We start from the raw sequence: 18440 nt of genomic DNA, 5'->3' as shown, positions 1-18440 counted from the left end.
CTTCGAAAGTTACCGAGGCGAAGCTTCCGCATTCACGCCCCGAAGCCCGCTTGACCCAATCCAGGGACAACACGCTCACATGAGCGGCTTCACCGCCCATTTGCGTTCAACTCTTGAACGCAAAAGGGGTGGCACCCAGTGCCACCCCTTCAAGCCGTACACCCCTCCGTAACCTGCTCATCTGAGCGGCACCCCCCTCAAGGGTGGCGAGGATCACTCGCCCGGAGGGCCGGAAATCTCAGCCCCCGGACGTGTCCAGCTCGGCGTCCTCGCTCACCCCGGCACAGTCGTAGGGGTCCTTCAGCCAGCCGTCCGGCAGGACGACCCGGTTGTTTCCGGACGTACGGCCCCGGGGACCGTCCGCCCCCACCGGCCACGGCTGGTCCAGGTCGAGCTCGCTCAACTGAGCGCGCAGCTCCTCCAGGGACGAGGTGACCGCCAGGCGCTTGCGCATCTCCGAACCGACCGCGAAGCCCTTCAGGTACCAGGCCACGTGCTTGCGGAAGTCGATGACACCGCGCGACTCGTCCCCGATCCACTCGCCGAGCAGCGTCGCGTGCCGCACCATCACGTCCGCGACCTCCCGCAGGCCCGGCGTCCGGTAGCCGCCGGTGCCCTCCAGGCCCGCCACCAGGTCCGCGAAGAGCCACGGCCGGCCCAGGCAGCCGCGACCCACGACCACGCCGTCGCAGCCGGTCTCGCGCATCATCCGCACCGCGTCGTCCGCCGACCAGATGTCGCCGTTGCCCAGCACCGGGATCTCCGGCACGTGCTCCTTGAGCCGCGCGATCGCGTCCCAGTCGGCGGTGCCGCCGTAGTGCTGCGCCGCCGTCCGCCCGTGCAGGGCGATCGCCGTCACGCCCTCCTCGACCGCGATCCGGCCCGCGTCCAGGTAGGTGATGTGGTCGTCGTCGATGCCCTTGCGCATCTTCATCGTGACCGGCAGGTCGCCCGCGTTCGTCACGGCCTCGTTCAGGATCGCGCGCAGCAGCGGCCGCTTGTACGGCAGCGCGGAGCCGCCGCCCTTCCGGGTCACCTTGGGCACCGGGCAGCCGAAGTTCAGGTCGATGTGGTCGGCGAGGTCCTCGTCGACGATCATCCGCACCGCCTTGCCGACGGTGACCGGGTCCACGCCGTACAGCTGGATCGAGCGCGGCTGCTCCGTCGCGTCGAAGCGGATGAGCTGCATCGTCTTCTCGTTGCGCTCCACCAGCGCCCGCGTCGTGATCATCTCGCTCACGAAGAGGCCCTTGCCGCCGGAGAACTCGCGGCAGAGGGTGCGGAAGGGGGCGTTGGTGATGCCGGCCATGGGCGCGAGCACCACCGGGGGCTGCACGACGTGCGGGCCGATGGAGAGGGGGGAGAACGCGGTCATGGACCCCATTGTCCCGCACCGGCGGAACCGGCCGCCGGGAGGACGCCTCCCGCCCCGCCCGAGCCCCCGCCCCGCGTGCGCGTCCCGCCCCGCCCGAGCCTCCGCCCCGCGTGCGCGTCCGCCTCAGGCGGCGGCCCGGGATTCCTCCTCCCCGGCCACCAGCTCCAGGAGCCGGGCGCAGCCGGCCCGGGTCTCCTCGTCGAGCGGCACGTACGTGACGAGGACCGGTCCGGGGCCGGGCTGGAGCCACAGGTCGGTGTGCTCGAAGCTCAGCGGGCCGACGAGGGAGTTGCGGATGACCTTGGTCTGGCTCTCGGAGGAGACCACGTCGTGCCGGGCCCAGACCTCCCGGAACTCGGGCGAGGCCGCTTCGAGCCGCTGGACCAGCCGCTTCCAGGCGGGTTCGGCCAGGCACCCGGCCATCCGGGCGCGCAGCTTGCCCGCGAGGCGGGAGATCAGGTCCGGGTCGGTGACGGCGGCCCGGAACTCCGGGTCGGTGCAGGCCAGCCAGAGCGTGTTGCGGTCCTCGGGCGGCAGCGCGTCGAGGTCGCGGAAGAGCCGCCCGAAGACGCGGTTGTGGGCGAGGACGTCGAAGCGGCTGTTCTGGACGGCGGCGGGCACGGGCTCCAGCCGGTCGAGCAGCGCCCGCACGGCGGGGGTGACGGCCGGACTCGGGGTGCCCGGCCGGGGGTCGCGCTGTCCGGCGAGGGCGAAGAGGTGGGCGCGCTCGGCGGGGTCGAGGAGGAGGGCGCCGGCCACGGCGTCGAGGACCTGCGGGGAGACCTGGATGTCCCGGGCCTGCTCGATCCAGGTGTACCAGGTGACGCCGACGGCGGAGAGCTGGGCGACCTCCTCGCGGCGCAGCCCGGGGGTGCGGCGCCGGCGGCCCCGGACCAGGCCGACCTGTTCGGGGGTGACGCGCTCGCGCCGGCTGCGCAGGAAGGCGGCGAGTTCCCGCCGCCGGGCCTCGGGGCCGGTCGTCACGACGATGCTCATGATCCCAGCGTGCCCGTCGGCGGACCCCGGTGCCAGGCAGTCCTGGTACCAGGATGAGGAGACTCTGGTACCGGTCGGGCGGGGCGCCGAGGGTCGGAGACGTGACCACGACAACCCGCCCGTCCCGTACCCGCCCCCGTCTCCGCACCCGCCCCCGTACCGCCCCGGCGCAGGCGCTCGGCTCCCCGGGCCTGTTCACCGTCCTCCTGGGGGCCGCGCTGCCCCTGGTCGACTTCTTCATCGTCAACGTCGCGCTCCCGTCGATCGGCCGTGACCTCGGCGCGGGCGAGGCGCTCCTCGAACTGTTCGTCGCCGGGTACGGCCTGGCCTACGCGGTCCTGCTGGTGCTCGGCGGCCGGCTCGGCGACCTCTTCGGCCGGCGGCGGCTCTTCCTGACGGGCCTGGTGGCCTTCGGCGTGACGTCCCTGCTCTGCGGGCTCGCGCCGAGCGCCTGGGCCCTGGTCGCGGCGCGGGTGGCACAGGGTGCCGCGGCGGCGCTGCTGCTGCCGCAGGTCCTCGCGACCCTTCACTCCTCGACGACGGGCGCCCGGCGGGCGAAGGCGATGGGCCTGTACGGGGCGACCACCGGACTCGCGTTCGTCTCCGGCCAGATCCTGGGCGGCCTGCTGGTCGCCGCGGACGTGGCGGGGCTCGGCTGGCGCGCGGTCTTCCTGGTGAACGTGCCCGCGGTGCTGCTCGTCCTGCCGCTGGCGCTCCGCACGGTCCCGGAGACCCGCGCGGCGGCCCCGGCGCCCCTGGACGTGCGGGGCACGGTCCTGCTGGCCCTGGCCCTGGTCTCGCTCCTCGCCCCGCTGACGGAGGGCAGGGCGGCGGGGTGGCCGCTGTGGACGTGGGGCGCGCTCGCCGCCTTCCCGCTCCTGGCGGCGGCGTTCTGGCGCACGGAGCGGCGCACGGAGCTCCGGGGCGGCACCCCGCTGGTCCCGCCGTCCCTGCTCCGTCTGACCCCGCTGCGCCGGGGCCTCGTCCTCGTGCTGCCGCTCTCGGGCGGCTTCGGCGGCTTCATCCTGGTGATCGCGGTGGCCCTCCAGCAGGGCCTGGAGCTGGGACCGGTCGCCGCGGGCGCGGCGCTCGCCCCGATGGCCCTGGCCTTCTTCGCCGCCTCCCTGGCGGGCCCCCGGCTGGTGGCCCGCTGGGGCACCCGGGTGATCCCGGCGGGCGCGGTGGTGCAGGCGGCCGGGCTCGGGATGCTGGCGTGGACGGCGGCGCACTCCTGGCCGGACGTCACCCCGTGGGCGCTGGCCCCGGGCATGGCGGTGGCGGGCGTCGGCCAGGGACTCCAGCTGCCGGTCCTCTTCCGGGTGGTCCTCGCGGAGGTCCCGGCGGACCGGGCGGGCGTGGGCAGCGGCGTGATGGTGACGACCCAGCAGTCGGCGCTGGCCCTGGGAGTGGCGACGCTGGGCTCGCTCTTCCTGACCCTCGCGGCGGACGGCTCCATGGGCACGGCGCTGGCCACGACGCTCCTGATCCAGCTGGCCCTGTCCCTGCTCACCGCCCTCTACGCGCTCCGCCTCCCGAGGGCGACGGGCTGAGCGGGCACGGCGGAGGGCCCGGGCCGCGCGTGCGGCCCGGGCCCTCCGGTGGGGGTGACTACTCGGCGGCGGCGCCCAGGTTGCGCTCGCGCATCTTCTTCAGGAGGTCCTGCTTGCGGGCCTCCGCGGAGTCGCGGTCGGCGGCGCGGGCCTGGCCGGCGCCGTTCTGTTCGGCGCGGGACAGCTTCTTGCGCTGTCCGCCGACGCCCAGGAGGTTGTTGCGGCTCTTCGCCATGGGGGGCTCCCCTTCGGTGAGGTGTGCGTGTGCGGTGGTCGGTGGATCGGCCTGCGCGCCGCTCTCACTCGTAGATCGGGAGATGAGCAAACATGTCGCGCACGCTACCGGGGCGGTCCGGGGCGGTGCATCCGGTTTTCCGGGCCCGCGTCCCGGCGGACGGCGTCCGGGAAGCCGTCCGCGCCGCCGCCCGGTCCGCGCCGGGCACCGAGGCGGCCTCCGCCGCCGTCGTCGTCCCGCTGGTCCCCGGGTCCCCGCGGCGGGCCCGAGGACCGTTCGGCGGGTCCGCGCACACGCGGGAGCCCCCGGCCCGGGACTCCGGGCCGGGGGCTCCCGCGGACGCGGTCAGACGGTTCAGCAGCCGATCAGGCGGCTGGCCAGGTAGCCCTGGATCTGGTCGAGGGAGACGCGCTCCTGCTTCATGGTGTCGCGCTCGCGCACGGTCACCGCGTTGTCGTCGAGGGTGTCGAAGTCGACGGTGACGCAGTACGGGGTGCCGATCTCGTCCTGACGGCGGTAGCGGCGGCCGATGGCGCCGGCGTCGTCGAAGTCGATGTTCCAGTTCTGCCGCAGGTCCGCCGCGAGGCCCTTGGCCTTCGGGGAGAGCTGCGGGTTGCGGGAGAGCGGCAGGACCGCGACCTTGACCGGGGCCAGGCGGTGGTCGAGGCGCAGCACGACGCGCTTCTCCATGACGCCCTTGGCGTTGGGCGCCTCGTCCTCGGTGTACGCGTCGAGCAGGAAGGCGAGCATGGTGCGGCCGACACCGGCGGCGGGCTCGATGACGAACGGCGTGTAGCGCTCGCCGGACTCCTGGTCGAGGTAGGAGAGGTTGGCGCCGGAGGCCTTGGAGTGGGCGCTCAGGTCGTAGTCGGTGCGGTTGGCGACGCCCTCCAGCTCGCCCCACTCGCTGCCGCCGAAGGAGAAGCGGTACTCGATGTCGGCGGTGCGCTTCGAGTAGTGGGAGAGCTTCTCCTGCGGGTGCTCGAACCAGCGCATGTTCTCCTCGCGCAGGCCCAGGCCGGTGTACCAGTTCCAGCGCTGCTGCATCCAGTACTCCTGCCACTCCTCGTCCTCGCCCGGCTTGACGAAGAACTCCATCTCCATCTGCTCGAACTCGCGGGTCCGGAAGATGAAGTTGCCCGGAGTGATCTCGTTCCGGAAGGACTTGCCCATCTGCGCGATGCCGAACGGGGGCTTCTTGCGCGAGGTCTGCTGGACCTGGGCGAAGTTGGTGAAGATGCCCTGCGCGGTCTCGGGACGCAGGTAGGCGACGGAGCCGCTGTCCTGGGTCGGGCCGAGGTGCGTGGCGAGCAGGCCGGAGAAGTTCTTCGGCTCGGTGAAGGTGCCCTTGTTGCCGCAGTGGGGGCAGTTGATGTCGGCGAGGCCGTTCTCGGGGAGGCGGCCGTGCTTCTCCTCGTAGGCCTCCTCCAGGTGGTCGGCGCGGAAGCGCTTGTGGCAGGAGGTGCACTCGGTGAGCGGGTCGGTGAAGGTGGCGACGTGACCGGACGCCTCCCAGACCTCGGTCGCCAGGATGACCGACGAGTCGATGCCGACGACGTCCTCGCGCGCGGTGACCATGTAACGCCACCACTGGCGCTTGATGTTCTCCTTCAGCTCGACACCCAGCGGCCCGTAGTCCCAGGCGGCACGCTGGCCGCCGTAGATCTCGCTGCACGGGTAGACGAAGCCACGGCGCTTGCTCAGGCTGACGATGGTGTCGATCTTGTCGGCGGCCACGGTGCTCTCTTCATTACGACGACGAAGTGCGAATGCCACAGGTTACCGGCGCCCGCACCCCCCGTATCAAATCGGTTCGGCGGCCGGCGGCCGCGCGGAGCGCGTGGCCCGGACCACAGCTCCGGCAATTGACAACCGTTTCCAATTTTGTTGAAAATGAGTGTCATGAACGTACGCCGTCTGATACCCGCCACCGCCGTCGCCGGAGCCGTCACCCTCGGGCTCGTCACCCTCTCCGCCTGCGGCGGGACCTCCGACGCGGCGGACAAGGGGAGCGACGGCAAGCTGGACGTCATCGCGTCCTTCTACCCCATGCAGTACCTGGCCGAGCAGATAGGCGGCGGCCACGTGGCCGTCACCACGCTCACCCAGCCCGGCGTCGAACCCCACGACCTGGAGCTCAAGCCGAAGCAGATCGGCGAGCTCGGCGAGGCCGACGTCCTCCTCTACCTCAAGGGCATCCAGCCCGCCGTCGACGAGGCCATCGCCCAGGCCGGCGTGAAGAACACCGTCGACGCCTCGACCCTCACCGCCCTCGAAGCCCACGGCACCGGAGCCGGCGAAGGCCACGACCACGCCCACGAGGAGCACGCCGAAGAGGAGTCCCACGAGGGCCACGACCACGGCTCCGAGGCCGGCACCGACCCGCACGTCTGGCTCGACCCCGTGAAGTACGCCGAGGTCGCCCAGGGCGTCGGCGCCGCCTTCGAGAAGGCCGACCCGGACCACGCCGCCGACTACAAGGCGAACACCGCCGCCCTGGTGAAGAAGCTCGGCGCGCTGAACACCGAGTTCGAGACGGGCCTCAAGGAGACCGGGACCCGCACCTTCATCACCACCCACTCCGCCTTCGGCTACCTCGCCGAGCGCTACCACCTGGACCAGGAGGGCATCTCCGGCGTCGACCCCGAGTCGGAGCCGAGCCCCGCCCGCATCAAGGAGCTCCAGGACGTCGCGAAGGCCGACAAGGTCACCACCGTCTTCTTCGAGACGCTCGCGAGCGACAAGACCGCGAAGACCCTGGCGCAGGACACCGGTCTCAGGACCGACGTGCTCGACCCGCTGGAGGGAATCACGGACAAGTCCCGGGGCGATGACTACATCGAGGTCATGCAGGCCAACCTCGCCGCCCTGAAGTCCGCGCTCGGCGCCAAGTAGGAGAAACCCGTGAACGACGACCCCGTCATCTCCGTCCGCGGAGCCACCGCGGCCCTCGGCGCCCGCCCCGTGCTGCGGGGCGTCGACCTCACCGTCGGCCGCGGCGAGGTCGTCGCCCTGCTCGGCGCCAACGGCTCCGGCAAGTCCACCGCCGTCCGCGCGGTCATCGGCCAGGTGCCGCTGACCGGCGGCACCATCGAGCTGTTCGGCACCGAGCGGAAGCGGTTCCGCGACTGGGCCCGCGTCGGGTACGTGCCCCAGCGCACCACCGCCGCGAGCGGCGTCCCCGCCACCGTCCGCGAGGTCGTCGCCTCGGGCCGGCTCGCCCGCCGCAGGTTCGGCTGGGTGACCCGGGCGGACAGGGCCGCCGTCCAGCGGGCCATGGAGCTGGTCGGCCTCGCCGACCGCGCCAGGGACGCCGTCACCGCCCTCTCCGGCGGCCAGCACCAGCGGGTCCTCATCGCCCGCGCGCTGGCCTCCGAGCCCGACCTCCTGATCATGGACGAGCCGATGGCCGGCGTGGACCTCGGCAGCCAGGAGATCCTCGCCGCCACCCTGCGCGAGCAGGTCGCCGGCGGCACCTCCGTCCTCCTCGTCCTGCACGAACTGGGCCCCCTTGAGCCGCTGATCGACCGGGCCGTCGTCCTGCGCGACGGCTGCGTCGTCCACGACGGCCCGCCCCCGAAGGCCGTCGGCCAGCACGCGCTGCCCGGCCACGACCACGTCCACCCCCACGCGGCCGACGAGCCGCTCCGCACGGGACTGCTGACCTGACATGGACTTCCTCGAACCTGCCTTCATGCAGCGGGCGCTCCTCGCGGCCGTCCTCGTCGGCATCACCGCCCCCGCCGTCGGCATCTACCTCGTCCAGCGCCGGCAGGCCCTGATGGGCGACGGCATCGGCCACGTGGCGATGACGGGCGTGGGCCTCGGCTTCCTGCTCAACTCCAGCCCGGTCTGGATGGCGACCGCCGTCGCCGTCGCCGGTTCCGTCGCGATGGAGCTGATCAGGGCGTACGGCAAGACCCGCGGCGACCTGGCGCTCGCGCTGCTCTTCTACGGCGGCATGGCCGGCGGCGTCATGCTGACCAGCCTCTCGACGACCGGCTCCAACGCCAACCTGACCTCGTACCTCTTCGGCTCGCTCTCCACGGTCTCGTCGGAGGACGTCACCGCGATCGCGCTCCTCGCCGCCTTCGTCGTCCTCGTCACCGTCGGCCTGCGCCGGCAGCTCTTCGCCGTCAGCCAGGACGAGGAGTTCGCCCGCGTCACCGGTCTGCCGGTGCGGCTGCTCAACCTGCTGGTCGCGGTCACCGCGGCCGTCACCGTGACCGTCGCGATGCGGGTCGTCGGCCTGCTCCTGGTCAGCGCGCTCATGGTGGTGCCGGTCGCGGCGGCCCAGCAGCTGACCCGCTCCTTCAAGGCCACCTTCGTGCTCGCCGTCCTCATCGGCACCGGCGTCACCCTGTCCGGCACGATCACCTCGTACTACCAGGACGTACCGCCGGGCGCGACGATCGTGCTCCTCGCGATCGGCGTCTTCATCGCCCTGGCCGTACTGGCGACACCGCTCGCCCGCCGGCGGGCACGGCTCGCCGAACGGGCGTCGGCGGAGTGCGACGCCCGTTGCGTCCCGGAGACCCGGCGGCCGACGGACGACGTCAGGGTCTGACCCGGCCCAGGGGGGACTGGCAGAATGGCGGGGGCAACGGAAACAGCAAGGAGGCCCCCGTGGTGACGGCAGGACCCCCCGTACGCGGCCGCTCGACCCGGCAGCGTGCCGCAGTGTCGGCGGCACTGAGCGAGGTGGACGAGTTCCGCAGCGCGCAGGAACTGCACGACATGCTCAAGCACCGCGGTGACTCCGTCGGCCTGACCACCGTCTACCGCACCCTCCAGTCGCTGGCGGACGCGGGCGAGGTGGACGCGCTGCGCACCAGCGACGGCGAGACCGTCTACCGCCGCTGCTCCTCGGACGACCACCACCACCACCTGGTCTGCCGCGCCTGCGGCAAGGCCGTCGAGGTCGAGGGCCCGATGGTCGAGCAGTGGGCCGAGGCGGTCGCGGCCGAGCACGGCTTCGTGAACGTGGCGCACACGGTCGAGATCTTCGGCACCTGCGCGGAGTGCGCGGCGAAGTGAGCTGAGAGCCGACGCGCGCGAGGGCCCGCACCGGGCGTCGTCCGGTGCGGGCCCTCGCGCGTGCCGTCAGACGCGGGCGCTGTGCCGGTCGAGCAGGGCGCGGAGCCGGCCGGCGTCGGCGGGGTCGGCGAGGCCGTGCTTGGGCAGGTAGGCGAAGCCGGAGCCGGTCCTGCGGGGCGTGAGCAGGACGAAGAGCCGGTCCGTCTCCACGTACCGGGGCAGCATCGGCCAGCGGATGAGCTGCTCGGTGTCCCGGGCGGTCCACCGGCCGCCCTCGGCGTCGACGACGGCGCGCGCCTCGCCCTGCGCGCGGACGGAGAGGAAGACCGCCCGCGCGACGGCCGGGCCCATCAGGCGGACCACGGCGACGGCCGCCGCGCCGAGCCCCGCCATCTCGGCCACCGTCGCCGGGTCCGGCTCGTCCGGGAGCAGCAGCTCCAGGGCGGCGACGAGGAGGGCGAGGACGGCGGAGCCGTAGGCGGCCCGGCGCAGCGCCCGCCACCAGCGGGCGGCGTCCAGGCTGACGCCCACCGCCTCGCGCACGTCGGCGAGGACGGGGAGGTAGGTGAGCTCGATCCGGTCGTGGAGCGTGGGGTCGTCCGTGGTCCCGTTCACGCGCCGGATCGTAGCGTCACCTCCCGGCGGCCCCTCCCCGGGCCTCAGGCCTTGTCGAGGACGGCCAGGTCGGCCGGGTCGACGCCGCCGAAGCGGCGGTCGCGCTGGGCGTACTCGACGCAGGCGCGCCACAGGTCGCGGCGGTCGAAGTCGGGCCACAGCACGTCCTGGAAGACCATCTCGGCGTACGCGCTCTGCCAGATCAGGTAGTTGGAGGTGCGCTGCTCGCCGCTGGGGCGCAGGAAGAGGTCCACGTCCGGCATGTCCGGGTAGTAGAGGTACTTCTGGATCGTCTTCTCGGTGATCTTCGACGGGTCGAGCCGGCCGGCCCTGACGTCCTCGGCGAGCGCCTGCGCCGCGTCGGTGAGCTCGGCGCGGCCGCCGTAGTTCATGCAGAAGTAGAGCGTGAGCTTCGTGTTGTCCTTGGTCTGCTCCTGCGCGACCTGGAGCTCCTTGGCGACGGACTTCCAGAGCTTGGGCATCCGGCCCACCCAGCGGACGCGGACGCCGAGCGAGTCGAGCTGGTCGCGGCTCTTGCGGATGAAGTCGCGGTTGAAGTTCATCAGGAAGCGCACCTCCTCGGGGGAGCGCTTCCAGTTCTCGGTGGAGAAGGCGTAGAGGGAGATCGCGCCGACGCCCATCTCGATCGCGCCCTGGAGGACGTCGAGGACCTGCTCGGCGCCGACCTTGTGGCCCTCGGTGCGGGGCAGTCCGCGCTCCTTGGCCCAGCGGCCGTTGCCGTCCATGACGATCGCGACGTGCTCCGGGACCAGCTCGGTCTGGAGCTTCGGCGGGCGGGCGCCGGACGGGTGCGGCTCGGGGGTGGCGTACTCCCGGCGCTGGCGACCGAGCAGTCGTGCGATGGCCATGACGTGGTCTCTCCTACCTAGCTTTTCTCTACGTAACGCAGGGAGCGCAGGCCGCGCTCCAGGTGCCAGTGCAGATAGGCGGACACGAGTCCGCTGCCCTCCCTGACGTGACGCGGCTCGCACGCGTCCGCCGTCGCCCAGTCGCCGGTGAGCAGCGCGCTGAGCAGGCCGATGGCCTCCGCCGAGGGTACGACGCTTCCGGGCACCCGGCAGTCGCCGCATATGACGCCGCCCGCCGCGACCGAGAAGAAGCGGTTCGGTCCGTCGAGTCCGCACTTCGCGCAGTCCCCGAAGCTGGGGGCGTAGCCGTTCACGGCGAGGGAGCGGAGCAGGAAGGCGTCGAGGATGAGGTGGGGGGCGTGCTCGCCCCGGGCGAGGGTCCGCAGACCGCCGACGAGCAGGAGGTACTGCTGGACGGCGGGTTCGCCCTCGTGGTCGGTGAAGCGTTCCGCCGTCTCCAGCATCGCGGTGCCGGCGGTGTAGCGGGCGTAGTCGGTGACGATGCCGCTGCCGTACGCGGCGATCGTCTCGCTCTGCGTGCAGAGCGGCAGTCCGCGTCCGATCAGCTCGCTGCCCCGGGCGAAGAACTGCACGTCCACGTGCGAGAACGGTTCGAGGCGGGCGCCGAACTTCGACTTGGTGCGCCGCACCCCGCGCGCCACGGCCCGCACCCGGCCGTGCCCGCGCGTGAGGATCGTGATGATGCGGTCCGCCTCACCCAGCTTCTGGGTGCGCAGCACGATCCCGTCATCACGAAACAGACTCATGCCCCCCATTCTCCCGCACGTCCCTCCCCGCCCGGCCGCCCGGCCGCGACTCCGGCCCGGACGTCCGGCGCCAAGGGGCGGCGGGGGCCGGGTCAGGGGACTTCGCCCCGGCTGCGGGCGTTGGCGTGGGCGGTGGCGGCGCTGAGGCGCTCCGCGGAGGTGGCCTCGCGGACCTCCTCGGGCGCCACGTCCCACTCGCGTCCGCCGCCGAGCGGGCGGATCTGGACGTAGGGGCCCTCGTGGCCCATCACCCTCGCGACCCGCCCGGTGCGGATCTCCACGACGTACGCCCCGATCTGCAGTGCCATGACCGGCCCTCCTCCCCGGCGGTCCGGGCCGGCGGTGCCGGGCCGGGCCACCGTGCGGTGTCCCTTGCGAACGAGCGGCCGAGGGGACGGCGGAGCGGCGGCGCCGGACGCCGGCCCGGGTCGCGGAGGGCATTCCCTCCGCGTCCGGGCCGCGCAATTCCGGTGCCGCGCGCCGTGCCGCTCCGACTTCCCCCGTGGTCGTTCTCTCCTGTGTCTTCCTTCACCAACGTATGCCTTTCTGAATCCATTTCCCGCTTCCCCACTCCCGGGTGACCGGTGATCCGTAGAATCGTCGGACGCACCAAGGGAGTTCGGTCCGTTCCCGCACACCACCGGGGCCGGGATGTTCGAGCGGATAATTCGATTCGCGGCCGTCGGGTCGGTCGCGGAATCTGCGGAGCACCGTAAATCCGGGGGATTCTCGAACGGCCGTCCCGGGCCTTCGCGGGTCCATTCCCCGAACGGACCGAAACGCCTCCTGATTTCACTCCCGGCGCACGCCGGGGCGCATGAAGGGGGCGCGCGGAGCGGCCGCGTCACGGGGCCGGGCATGGTGCGGGGTCTGCCGGTGCCCCTACGATCGGCGCGGGAGCGTCGCCCTGTCGCCCGGAGGCGCCCCGGGACGCACCGACGGCGGCGGAGGAACGCGGACGATGACGGCCACCCCCTCTCTGGTCCTGCGCGGTGGCGAATCGGTTCTCCGCTTCGCGGGCGGCCCGGTCACCCTGCACCGCACGGACAAGGAGCACCACATACCGCTGGCGGCGATCTCCTTCGTCCACGCCGAAGGACGGTCCGTGGCGATCGTCCTCACCGCCTCGGGCGCGAACGAGCCGACGATCTACCGGGTCACCGACGTCGACGAGGCCGCCGCGCTCGCCTTCGCGGACGCCGTGACCGCCGCGCTGCCCGCCGTCCCGGCCCCCGACGGCGCCGCGCTCGTCACGACCAGCGCCCTCCGGGCCGCCCCGGAGCCCCGCCGCGCCCGCTGGAAGGGGGTCGCCGCGGCCGTCGGCGCACCGCGCCCCACCGGCCCCCTCGCGATCCTCCTCGGCGCCGTCGTGGCGGCCGCCTGCCTCGCCGTCGCCGTCGCCCTGGTCGTCGTCGCGGCCCGGGGCCGGTAGGGCCCCGGCGGGGGGCTCCCTCCGCGGCCGTACGCCCCATACGATCATGCTCATGCCGAACCCCATCCCCTCCCTCCCGGTCCTCCGCGGCCGGGACGGCGCCGCCCTCGCCGCGGAAGACCTCGGACTGGTCCTCGACCTCGCGCACGAGCAGGTCGTCTTCACCGCCGACGGCCTCGGCCGGATACGCGCCGAGGGGCGGTCGGTCCTGATCGAGCTGCGGGCGAGGGCCGGGACGACGCCGCGCGTCCACCGGATCGACGACGTGGACGAGGCTGCGGCGACCGCCTTCGCCGACGGGGTCAACGCGCTCCTGGCGAACCGGACGGACGACGACGACGTCGACGGCGCCCCCTTCGCCGTGGTCCGCTCCCTCCGGCCGACCTGGCGGAAGCGGTTCCTCCGCCGGATGGCGCGGGGCGCGCTGTGGCACCTGCTGGCACTCGTCGCCGCCTGCGCGGCCGCCGGAGCGTACGGCAGGTGGGACGTGGTCCTCCTCACGGTCCTGCTCGGCGGCCTGAGCTGGCTGGGCCTGTGGCTGGGCCTGTACGGGGTGATCCGCTCCCGGCGGGAACGGTGGCTGCAACGGCACGGCGTCACGGCCACCGCCACCCGGGCCACGACCCGCGGCGCGTACGTCTACCCGGACGCGACCGGCACGTACCGCGGCTTCGTCCACGGCGAGGCCGGTCCCGCGATCACCGTGGCCCACCCGCCCGGCGACCCGGCGGACGTGCTGGTGCCGGTGCCCCCCTTCACGCACCTGGTGGACACCTACGCGGGCGCCTTCCTGGTCGTCTGCTCCGGCATCCTGATCCCCCTCCACGTCACGATGGCGGTGATCTTCCTCCTCGACGCCTAGCCCATCCCCCAGCCCATCCTTTGAGAAGTCATAAGCTGGCCTTATGGGGGCATAGACCAGGGTCGGGTACCACTCGGCTCCGGATGTTAATTAGGGTGGCCTAAGTGTCGGCGGCTTCGCCGCACCCCGCTTGCGAAGGGAACCCAGTCATGCCCCGCCCCCTCCGGGTCGCGATCGTCGGCGCCGGCCCCGCCGGCATCTACGCCGCCGACGCGCTGCTGAAGTCCGACACCGCCACCGAGCCGGGCGTGTCCATCGACATCTTCGAGCGGATGCCGGCCCCCTTCGGCCTGATCCGCTACGGCGTCGCCCCCGACCACCCGCGGATCAAGGGCATCATCACCGCCCTCCACCAGGTCCTCGACAAGCCGCAGGTCCGCCTCTTCGGCAACGTGGACTACGGCACCGACGTCCACCTCGACGACCTGCGCTCCTTCTACGACGCGGTGGTCTTCTCGACCGGCGCCATGTTCGACCGCGAGCTGAAGATCCCCGGCGTCGAGCTGAACGGCTCCTTCGGCGCCGCCGACTTCGCCTCCTGGTACGACGGCCACCCGGACGTCCCGCGCACCTGGGACCTGTCCGCCGAGAAGGTCGCCGTCCTCGGCGTCGGCAACGTGGCCCTCGACGTCGCCCGCATCCTCGCCAAGACCGCCGAGGAGCTGCTGCCGACCGAGATCCCGGCCAACGTCCACGAGGGCCTGGCCGCCAACAAGGCCGTCGAGGTCCACGTCTTCGGCCGCCGCGGCCCGGCGCAGGCGAAGTTCAGCCCCATGGAGCTGCGCGAGCTGGACCACTCGCCGAACATCGAGGTCATCGTCAACCCCGAGGACATCGACTACGACGAGGGCTCGATCGCCGAGCGCCGCAAGAACAAGCAGACCGACATGGTCGCCAAGACCCTGGAGAACTGGGCGATCCGCGACATCGGCGACCGCCCGCACAAGCTCTTCCTGCACTTCTTCGAGTCCCCCGTCGAGATCCTCGGCGAGAACGGCGAGGTCGTCGGCCTGCGCACCGAGCGCACCGAGCTCGACGGCACCGGCAACGTGAAGGGCACCGGCGTCACCACCGACTGGGACGTCCAGTCCGTCTACCGCGCCGTCGGCTACCTCTCCGACGAGCTGCCCAAGCTGCCCTGGGACACCGTCTCCGGCACCGTCCCCGACCAGGGCGGCCGGGTGATGGAGGGCGAGGAGCACATGGCCTCCACCTACGTCACCGGCTGGATCCGCCGCGGCCCGGTCGGTCTCATCGGCCACACCAAGGGCGACGCCAACGAGACCGTCGCCAACCTCCTGGAGGACTTCGCCGCCGGCCGGCTCCTCACCCCGGCCAGCCCGGAGCCCGAGGCGATCACCGCCTTCCTGGAGGGCAAGGGCCTCACCTACACCACGTGGGACGGCTGGTACGCGCTGGACGCCGCCGAGAAGGCGCTGGGCGAGGCGCAGGGCCGCGAGCGCGTGAAGATCGTCGAGCGCGAGGACATGCTCCGCGCGAGCGGCGCCATCGACTGACACCGGCGGACCCCCGCCGACGGGCGGCCCTCCCCCACCCGGTCCTACGCTGGAAGGACCGGAAGGGGTGAGGGCCGTGTCCGCACCCGTGATCGACCGCGCCGTCCGGGCCCGGGAAGCGGTGGCCCGCGAGGCCTGGGCCGAGGCGTACGAGCTGCTGCACGCCTGCGACCGGCACCCGGCGCAGGCGCTGACCGCCGAGGACCTCTCCGCGCTCTCCGACGCCGCCTGGTGGTCCGGGCACCTCGACGAGTCCGTCGCCGCCCGGCTGCGGGCGCACGCCGCCCACGTCGCGGCCGGCGACCACCGGGGCGCCGGGCTGGCCGCCTGGTGGCTCCACTACGAGTACGCGGGCCTGGGCCGGCCCGCCGTCGCGGCCGGCTGGCTGCACCGGGCCCGCCACCACCTCGACGGGCTGCCGCCCTGCCCCGAGCAGTCCTTCCTCGCCTGGACCGACGCCGAGGAGGCCACCGCCCGCGGCGACGGCCCCGCCGCGCTGGCCGCCACCGCCCGCATGACCGGCCTCGCCGAGCGCTCCGGCAGCCCCGACCTCCTCGCGCTCAGCCGCCAGGCCGCCTCCGCCGCGCTGCTCGCCCAGGGCCGCCGGGCGGAGGGACTCGCGCTCCTCGACGAGGCGATGTGCGCGGCGGAGGCGGGCGAGCTGAGCGGCGTCTTCACCGGCTGGCTGTACTGCCTGGCCCTCACCCAGTGCATGGAGGCGGCCGACTTCGGCCGGGCCGTGGAGTGGACCCGTACGGCGATGGAGTGGTGCGCCGCCTCCGGCACCGGCGAGAACCCCTTCCGCGGGGTGTGCCGGGCCCACCGGGTCGAGGTCCTGGACCTGCTCGGCGAGTGGACGGCCGCCGAGGAGGAGGCCCGGCGGGCCTGCCGCGAAGTCCCCCTGGACTGCCTGGAGGCGGCCGCGGCCGCGTACTGCGCCGCCGGGGACGTCCAGCGCCGCCAGGGCCGCCTCGACGAGGCCGCCCGCTCCTACGCCCACGCCCACGAGCTGGGCCGGCTCCCCCAGCCGGGGCTCGCCCTGCTGCGGCTCGCGCAGGGCCGCGCCGCCGCGGCGGCGACCGGGCTGCGGCTCGCGCTGGCCTGCCAGGACGCCCGCCACGGCCCGCTGTCCCGGGCCCGGCTGCTCGCCGCCTCCGCCGAGGTCTCCCTCGCCGCCGGAGCCGTACGGGACGCGGCGGACGCGGCGGCGGAGCTCGACGCCCTCGCCGGTGACGTGCCGCTGCTGCGCGCCCTCGCCGACACGACGGCCGGCGCGGTGGCCCTGGCCGGGGACCCCGGGGAGGCGCTGCCCCCGCTGCGGCGGGCGCTCGACCTGTGGCTGCGGCTGCGGGTGCCGTACGAGGCGGCGCAGGCGCGGATGCTGGTCGCGGCGGCCGCCCGGGCCGCCGGGGACGAGGAGGCCGCCCGGCTCGAACTGGCCTTCGCCCGGGAGGGCTTCGAGCGGCTCGGGGCCGGGCCCGACGCCCGCCGGGCCGCCGCGCTGCTCTCGGCGGCCGCCCGGCGCCGGCTGCCGGGCGGACTGACCGCCCGGGAGGCGGAGGTGCTGCGGCTGGTCGCCGGGGGCGCGACGAACAAGGGCGTCGCCGGGGCCCTCGTCATCAGCGAGCACACGGTCGCCCGGCACCTCAACAACATCTTCGCCAAGCTGGGCGTCTCCACCCGCTCCGCCGCGACCGCCTACGCCTACGCGCACGGCCTGGTCTGAACGGCCCACGCGCCGGCCGCCGGCGGGATGGGCGGTACGGGCGATGCGGCGGCCCCGCCCGGCCGCGTAGACCGGGGGCATGACCACGACGACGGAGACCCTGGACACGCTTCGCGGTGCCGTGCGCGGCACCGTCGTCACCCCCGGCGACCCCTCGTACGAGGAGTCCCGGCGGGTCTACAACGCCCTGCACGACCGGCGGCCCGCCGTCGTCGTCCACGCCGTGGACGCCGGCGACGTGAGCGCGGCGGTCCGCCACGCGCGGGAGCGCGGCCTCCCGCTCGCGGTGCGCGGCGGCGCCCACTCGGTGGCCGGCTTCGGCACGGTCGACGACGGTCTGGTGGTCGACCTCTCCCCGATGCGGGAGGTGCGGGTCGACCCGGAGGCCCGGACGGCCCGGGCCGGCGGCGGCGCCACCTGGGGCGACTTCGACCACGCGGCCCACGCCTTCGGGCTCGCGACCACCGGCGGGGTGATCTCCACGACCGGGATCGCCGGGCTGACCCTCGGCGGCGGCATGGGGCACCTCGCCCGCCGGTACGGCCTGAGCTGCGACAACCTGACCGGCGCGGAGGTCGTCACGGCCGACGGGAACCTGGTCTCCTGCGACGCCGAGCGCCGGCCCGAGCTGTTCTGGGCGCTGCGCGGCGGCGGCGGGAACTTCGGGGTGGTGACCGAGTTCTCCTACCGGCTGCACCCGCTGACGGACGTGTTCGGCGGCCTGACCTGCTATCCGCTGGACGAGGCGGTGATCGGGGCCTGGCACGCGGCGGCCACCGCCGCGCCGGAGGAGCTGAACATCATCCTGGTGCTGGCCCTCGGCCCGGAGGAACCGTTCCTGCCGGAGCGCTGGCACGGGCGCCCGATCTGCGCCGCCTTCACCTGCTTCAGCGGCCCGCCGGACCGGGACGACCGGGTCCTGTCCCTGCTGGACGGACTGGGCCCGGTCGTCGGCCGGTTCATGGAGCGGATGCCGTACCCGGTGGTCAACACGCTCTTCGACGAGCAGCTGCCGGCCGGGCTGTACCACTACTGGAAGGGGAACTTCAGCCGCGGCCTGAGCGCCGGGGCGGCCGCGGCGCACGCCGCGTACGGGGCGACCATGCCGACCATGGAGTCGGACACCGCGCTCTTCCCGATCGACGGCGCCTGCCACCGCACCGGCCCGGAGGAGACCGCCTTCGCCTACCGGGACGCGGACGTCTCGCACTCCTTCGGCGCGACCTGGACGGACCCGTCCGGCACGGCGGCGAACGTCGAGTGGACCCGCGCCTACGACCGGGCGCTGCGTCCGCACACCGAGGCGGGCGGCTACGTGAACTTCATGGACACCGACGACCAGGACCGGGTCCGGGTGAACTACCGGCAGAACTACGACCGGCTGCGCGAGGTGAAGCGCCGCTACGACCCCGACAACGTCTTCCGGCTGAACCAGAACGTCGTGCCGTGAGCCCCGGGG

General features: G+C 73.6%; 18 protein-coding genes. 10 read left to right on the top strand and 8 right to left on the bottom strand.

What is annotated here, in order from left to right; genetic code table 11:
• Positions 1 to 238 precede the first annotated feature (238 nt).
• On the bottom strand, positions 239 to 1375 hold the full coding sequence (gene dusB, locus ACF1ED_RS20165; protein ID WP_391762222.1) for a tRNA dihydrouridine synthase DusB: 1137 nt from the start codon (positions 1373 to 1375) through the stop codon (positions 239 to 241).
• A gap of 123 nt (positions 1376 to 1498) precedes the next feature.
• Positions 1499 to 2371: a helix-turn-helix transcriptional regulator gene (locus ACF1ED_RS20160; protein WP_391762220.1), complete on the bottom strand. Its 873-nt coding sequence runs from the start codon at positions 2369 to 2371 to the stop codon at positions 1499 to 1501.
• Between the two features lie 53 nt (positions 2372 to 2424).
• Between ACF1ED_RS20160 and ACF1ED_RS20155 the strand changes: the two genes are divergently transcribed.
• Entirely contained in the window at positions 2425 to 3921 is a 1497-nt protein-coding gene (locus ACF1ED_RS20155) for an MFS transporter (RefSeq protein ID WP_391762218.1), read from the top strand.
• A 58-nt stretch (positions 3922 to 3979) separates the two neighbouring features.
• Here ACF1ED_RS20155 and ACF1ED_RS20150 read toward each other — a convergent pair whose 3' ends face one another.
• Entirely contained in the window at positions 3980 to 4156 is a 177-nt protein-coding gene (locus tag ACF1ED_RS20150; RefSeq protein WP_391762216.1) for a DUF6243 family protein, read from the bottom strand.
• 354 nt (positions 4157 to 4510) lie between these two features.
• Positions 4511 to 5893 (bottom strand): glycine--tRNA ligase, encoded by a 1383-nt coding sequence (locus tag ACF1ED_RS20145; RefSeq protein ID WP_391762214.1) that lies wholly within the window; start codon positions 5891 to 5893, stop codon positions 4511 to 4513.
• A gap of 165 nt (positions 5894 to 6058) precedes the next feature.
• On the opposite strand from ACF1ED_RS20145, the gene ACF1ED_RS20140 reads away from it, so the two are divergent.
• Genes ACF1ED_RS20140 through ACF1ED_RS20125 form a run of 4 tightly spaced genes read left to right on the top strand, consistent with a single transcriptional unit; the run spans position 6059 to position 9193 of the window.
• Positions 6059 to 7051, top strand: coding sequence for a metal ABC transporter substrate-binding protein (locus ACF1ED_RS20140; RefSeq protein WP_391762212.1), 993 nt, complete (start codon positions 6059 to 6061; stop codon positions 7049 to 7051).
• Between the two features lie 9 nt (positions 7052 to 7060).
• Positions 7061 to 7825 (top strand): metal ABC transporter ATP-binding protein, encoded by a 765-nt coding sequence (locus ACF1ED_RS20135; protein WP_391762210.1) that lies wholly within the window; start codon positions 7061 to 7063, stop codon positions 7823 to 7825.
• Position 7826: 1 nt separating this feature from the next.
• Complete coding sequence (locus tag ACF1ED_RS20130; RefSeq protein WP_391762208.1) at positions 7827 to 8723, top strand: metal ABC transporter permease; 897 nt, start codon at positions 7827 to 7829, stop codon at positions 8721 to 8723.
• Between the two features lie 59 nt (positions 8724 to 8782).
• Positions 8783 to 9193, top strand: coding sequence for a Fur family transcriptional regulator (locus ACF1ED_RS20125; RefSeq protein ID WP_351847920.1), 411 nt, complete (start codon positions 8783 to 8785; stop codon positions 9191 to 9193).
• Positions 9194 to 9259: 66 nt separating this feature from the next.
• Here the strand turns inward: ACF1ED_RS20125 and ACF1ED_RS20120 are convergent, their stop codons facing one another.
• The 4 genes from ACF1ED_RS20120 to ACF1ED_RS20105 all read right to left on the bottom strand — a co-directional run bounded on the left by ACF1ED_RS20120 (position 9260) and on the right by ACF1ED_RS20105 (position 11752).
• Positions 9260 to 9808 (bottom strand): YcxB family protein, encoded by a 549-nt coding sequence (locus tag ACF1ED_RS20120; RefSeq protein ID WP_391762206.1) that lies wholly within the window; start codon positions 9806 to 9808, stop codon positions 9260 to 9262.
• A gap of 44 nt (positions 9809 to 9852) precedes the next feature.
• The gene (locus ACF1ED_RS20115) at positions 9853 to 10677 is read right to left on the bottom strand and encodes an isoprenyl transferase (RefSeq protein ID WP_391762204.1); all 825 of its coding nucleotides are present in this window, start codon (positions 10675 to 10677) and stop codon (positions 9853 to 9855) included.
• 17 nt (positions 10678 to 10694) lie between these two features.
• Entirely contained in the window at positions 10695 to 11444 is a 750-nt protein-coding gene (recO, locus tag ACF1ED_RS20110) for a DNA repair protein RecO (protein ID WP_391762202.1), read from the bottom strand.
• A gap of 92 nt (positions 11445 to 11536) precedes the next feature.
• The gene (locus ACF1ED_RS20105) at positions 11537 to 11752 is read right to left on the bottom strand and encodes a hypothetical protein (RefSeq protein WP_169084979.1); all 216 of its coding nucleotides are present in this window, start codon (positions 11750 to 11752) and stop codon (positions 11537 to 11539) included.
• 653 nt (positions 11753 to 12405) lie between these two features.
• Between ACF1ED_RS20105 and ACF1ED_RS20100 the strand changes: the two genes are divergently transcribed.
• The 5 genes from ACF1ED_RS20100 (at position 12406) to ACF1ED_RS20080 (ending at position 18431) form a co-directional block, all read left to right on the top strand.
• Complete coding sequence (locus tag ACF1ED_RS20100; RefSeq protein WP_391762200.1) at positions 12406 to 12876, top strand: hypothetical protein; 471 nt, start codon at positions 12406 to 12408, stop codon at positions 12874 to 12876.
• A 52-nt stretch (positions 12877 to 12928) separates the two neighbouring features.
• Complete coding sequence (locus tag ACF1ED_RS20095) at positions 12929 to 13738, top strand: hypothetical protein (RefSeq protein WP_391762198.1); 810 nt, start codon at positions 12929 to 12931, stop codon at positions 13736 to 13738.
• 149 nt (positions 13739 to 13887) lie between these two features.
• Positions 13888 to 15255, top strand: a complete 1368-nt coding sequence (locus ACF1ED_RS20090) for an FAD-dependent oxidoreductase (RefSeq protein ID WP_391762196.1) — start codon at positions 13888 to 13890, stop codon at positions 15253 to 15255.
• Between the two features lie 76 nt (positions 15256 to 15331).
• Positions 15332 to 16981, top strand: a complete 1650-nt coding sequence (locus ACF1ED_RS20085; protein WP_391762194.1) for a LuxR C-terminal-related transcriptional regulator — start codon at positions 15332 to 15334, stop codon at positions 16979 to 16981.
• Positions 16982 to 17060: 79 nt separating this feature from the next.
• Positions 17061 to 18431, top strand: a complete 1371-nt coding sequence (locus tag ACF1ED_RS20080; RefSeq protein WP_391762192.1) for an FAD-binding oxidoreductase — start codon at positions 17061 to 17063, stop codon at positions 18429 to 18431.
• Positions 18432 to 18440 lie beyond the last annotated feature (9 nt).

Source organism: Streptomyces sp. NPDC014656, assembly GCF_043084305.1.
In the GTDB taxonomy this organism is placed as follows: domain Bacteria; phylum Actinomycetota; class Actinomycetes; order Streptomycetales; family Streptomycetaceae; genus Streptomyces.
Note: the sequence above shows the minus strand (reverse complement) of the source record. Positions and strands in the feature narration are given on the sequence as shown.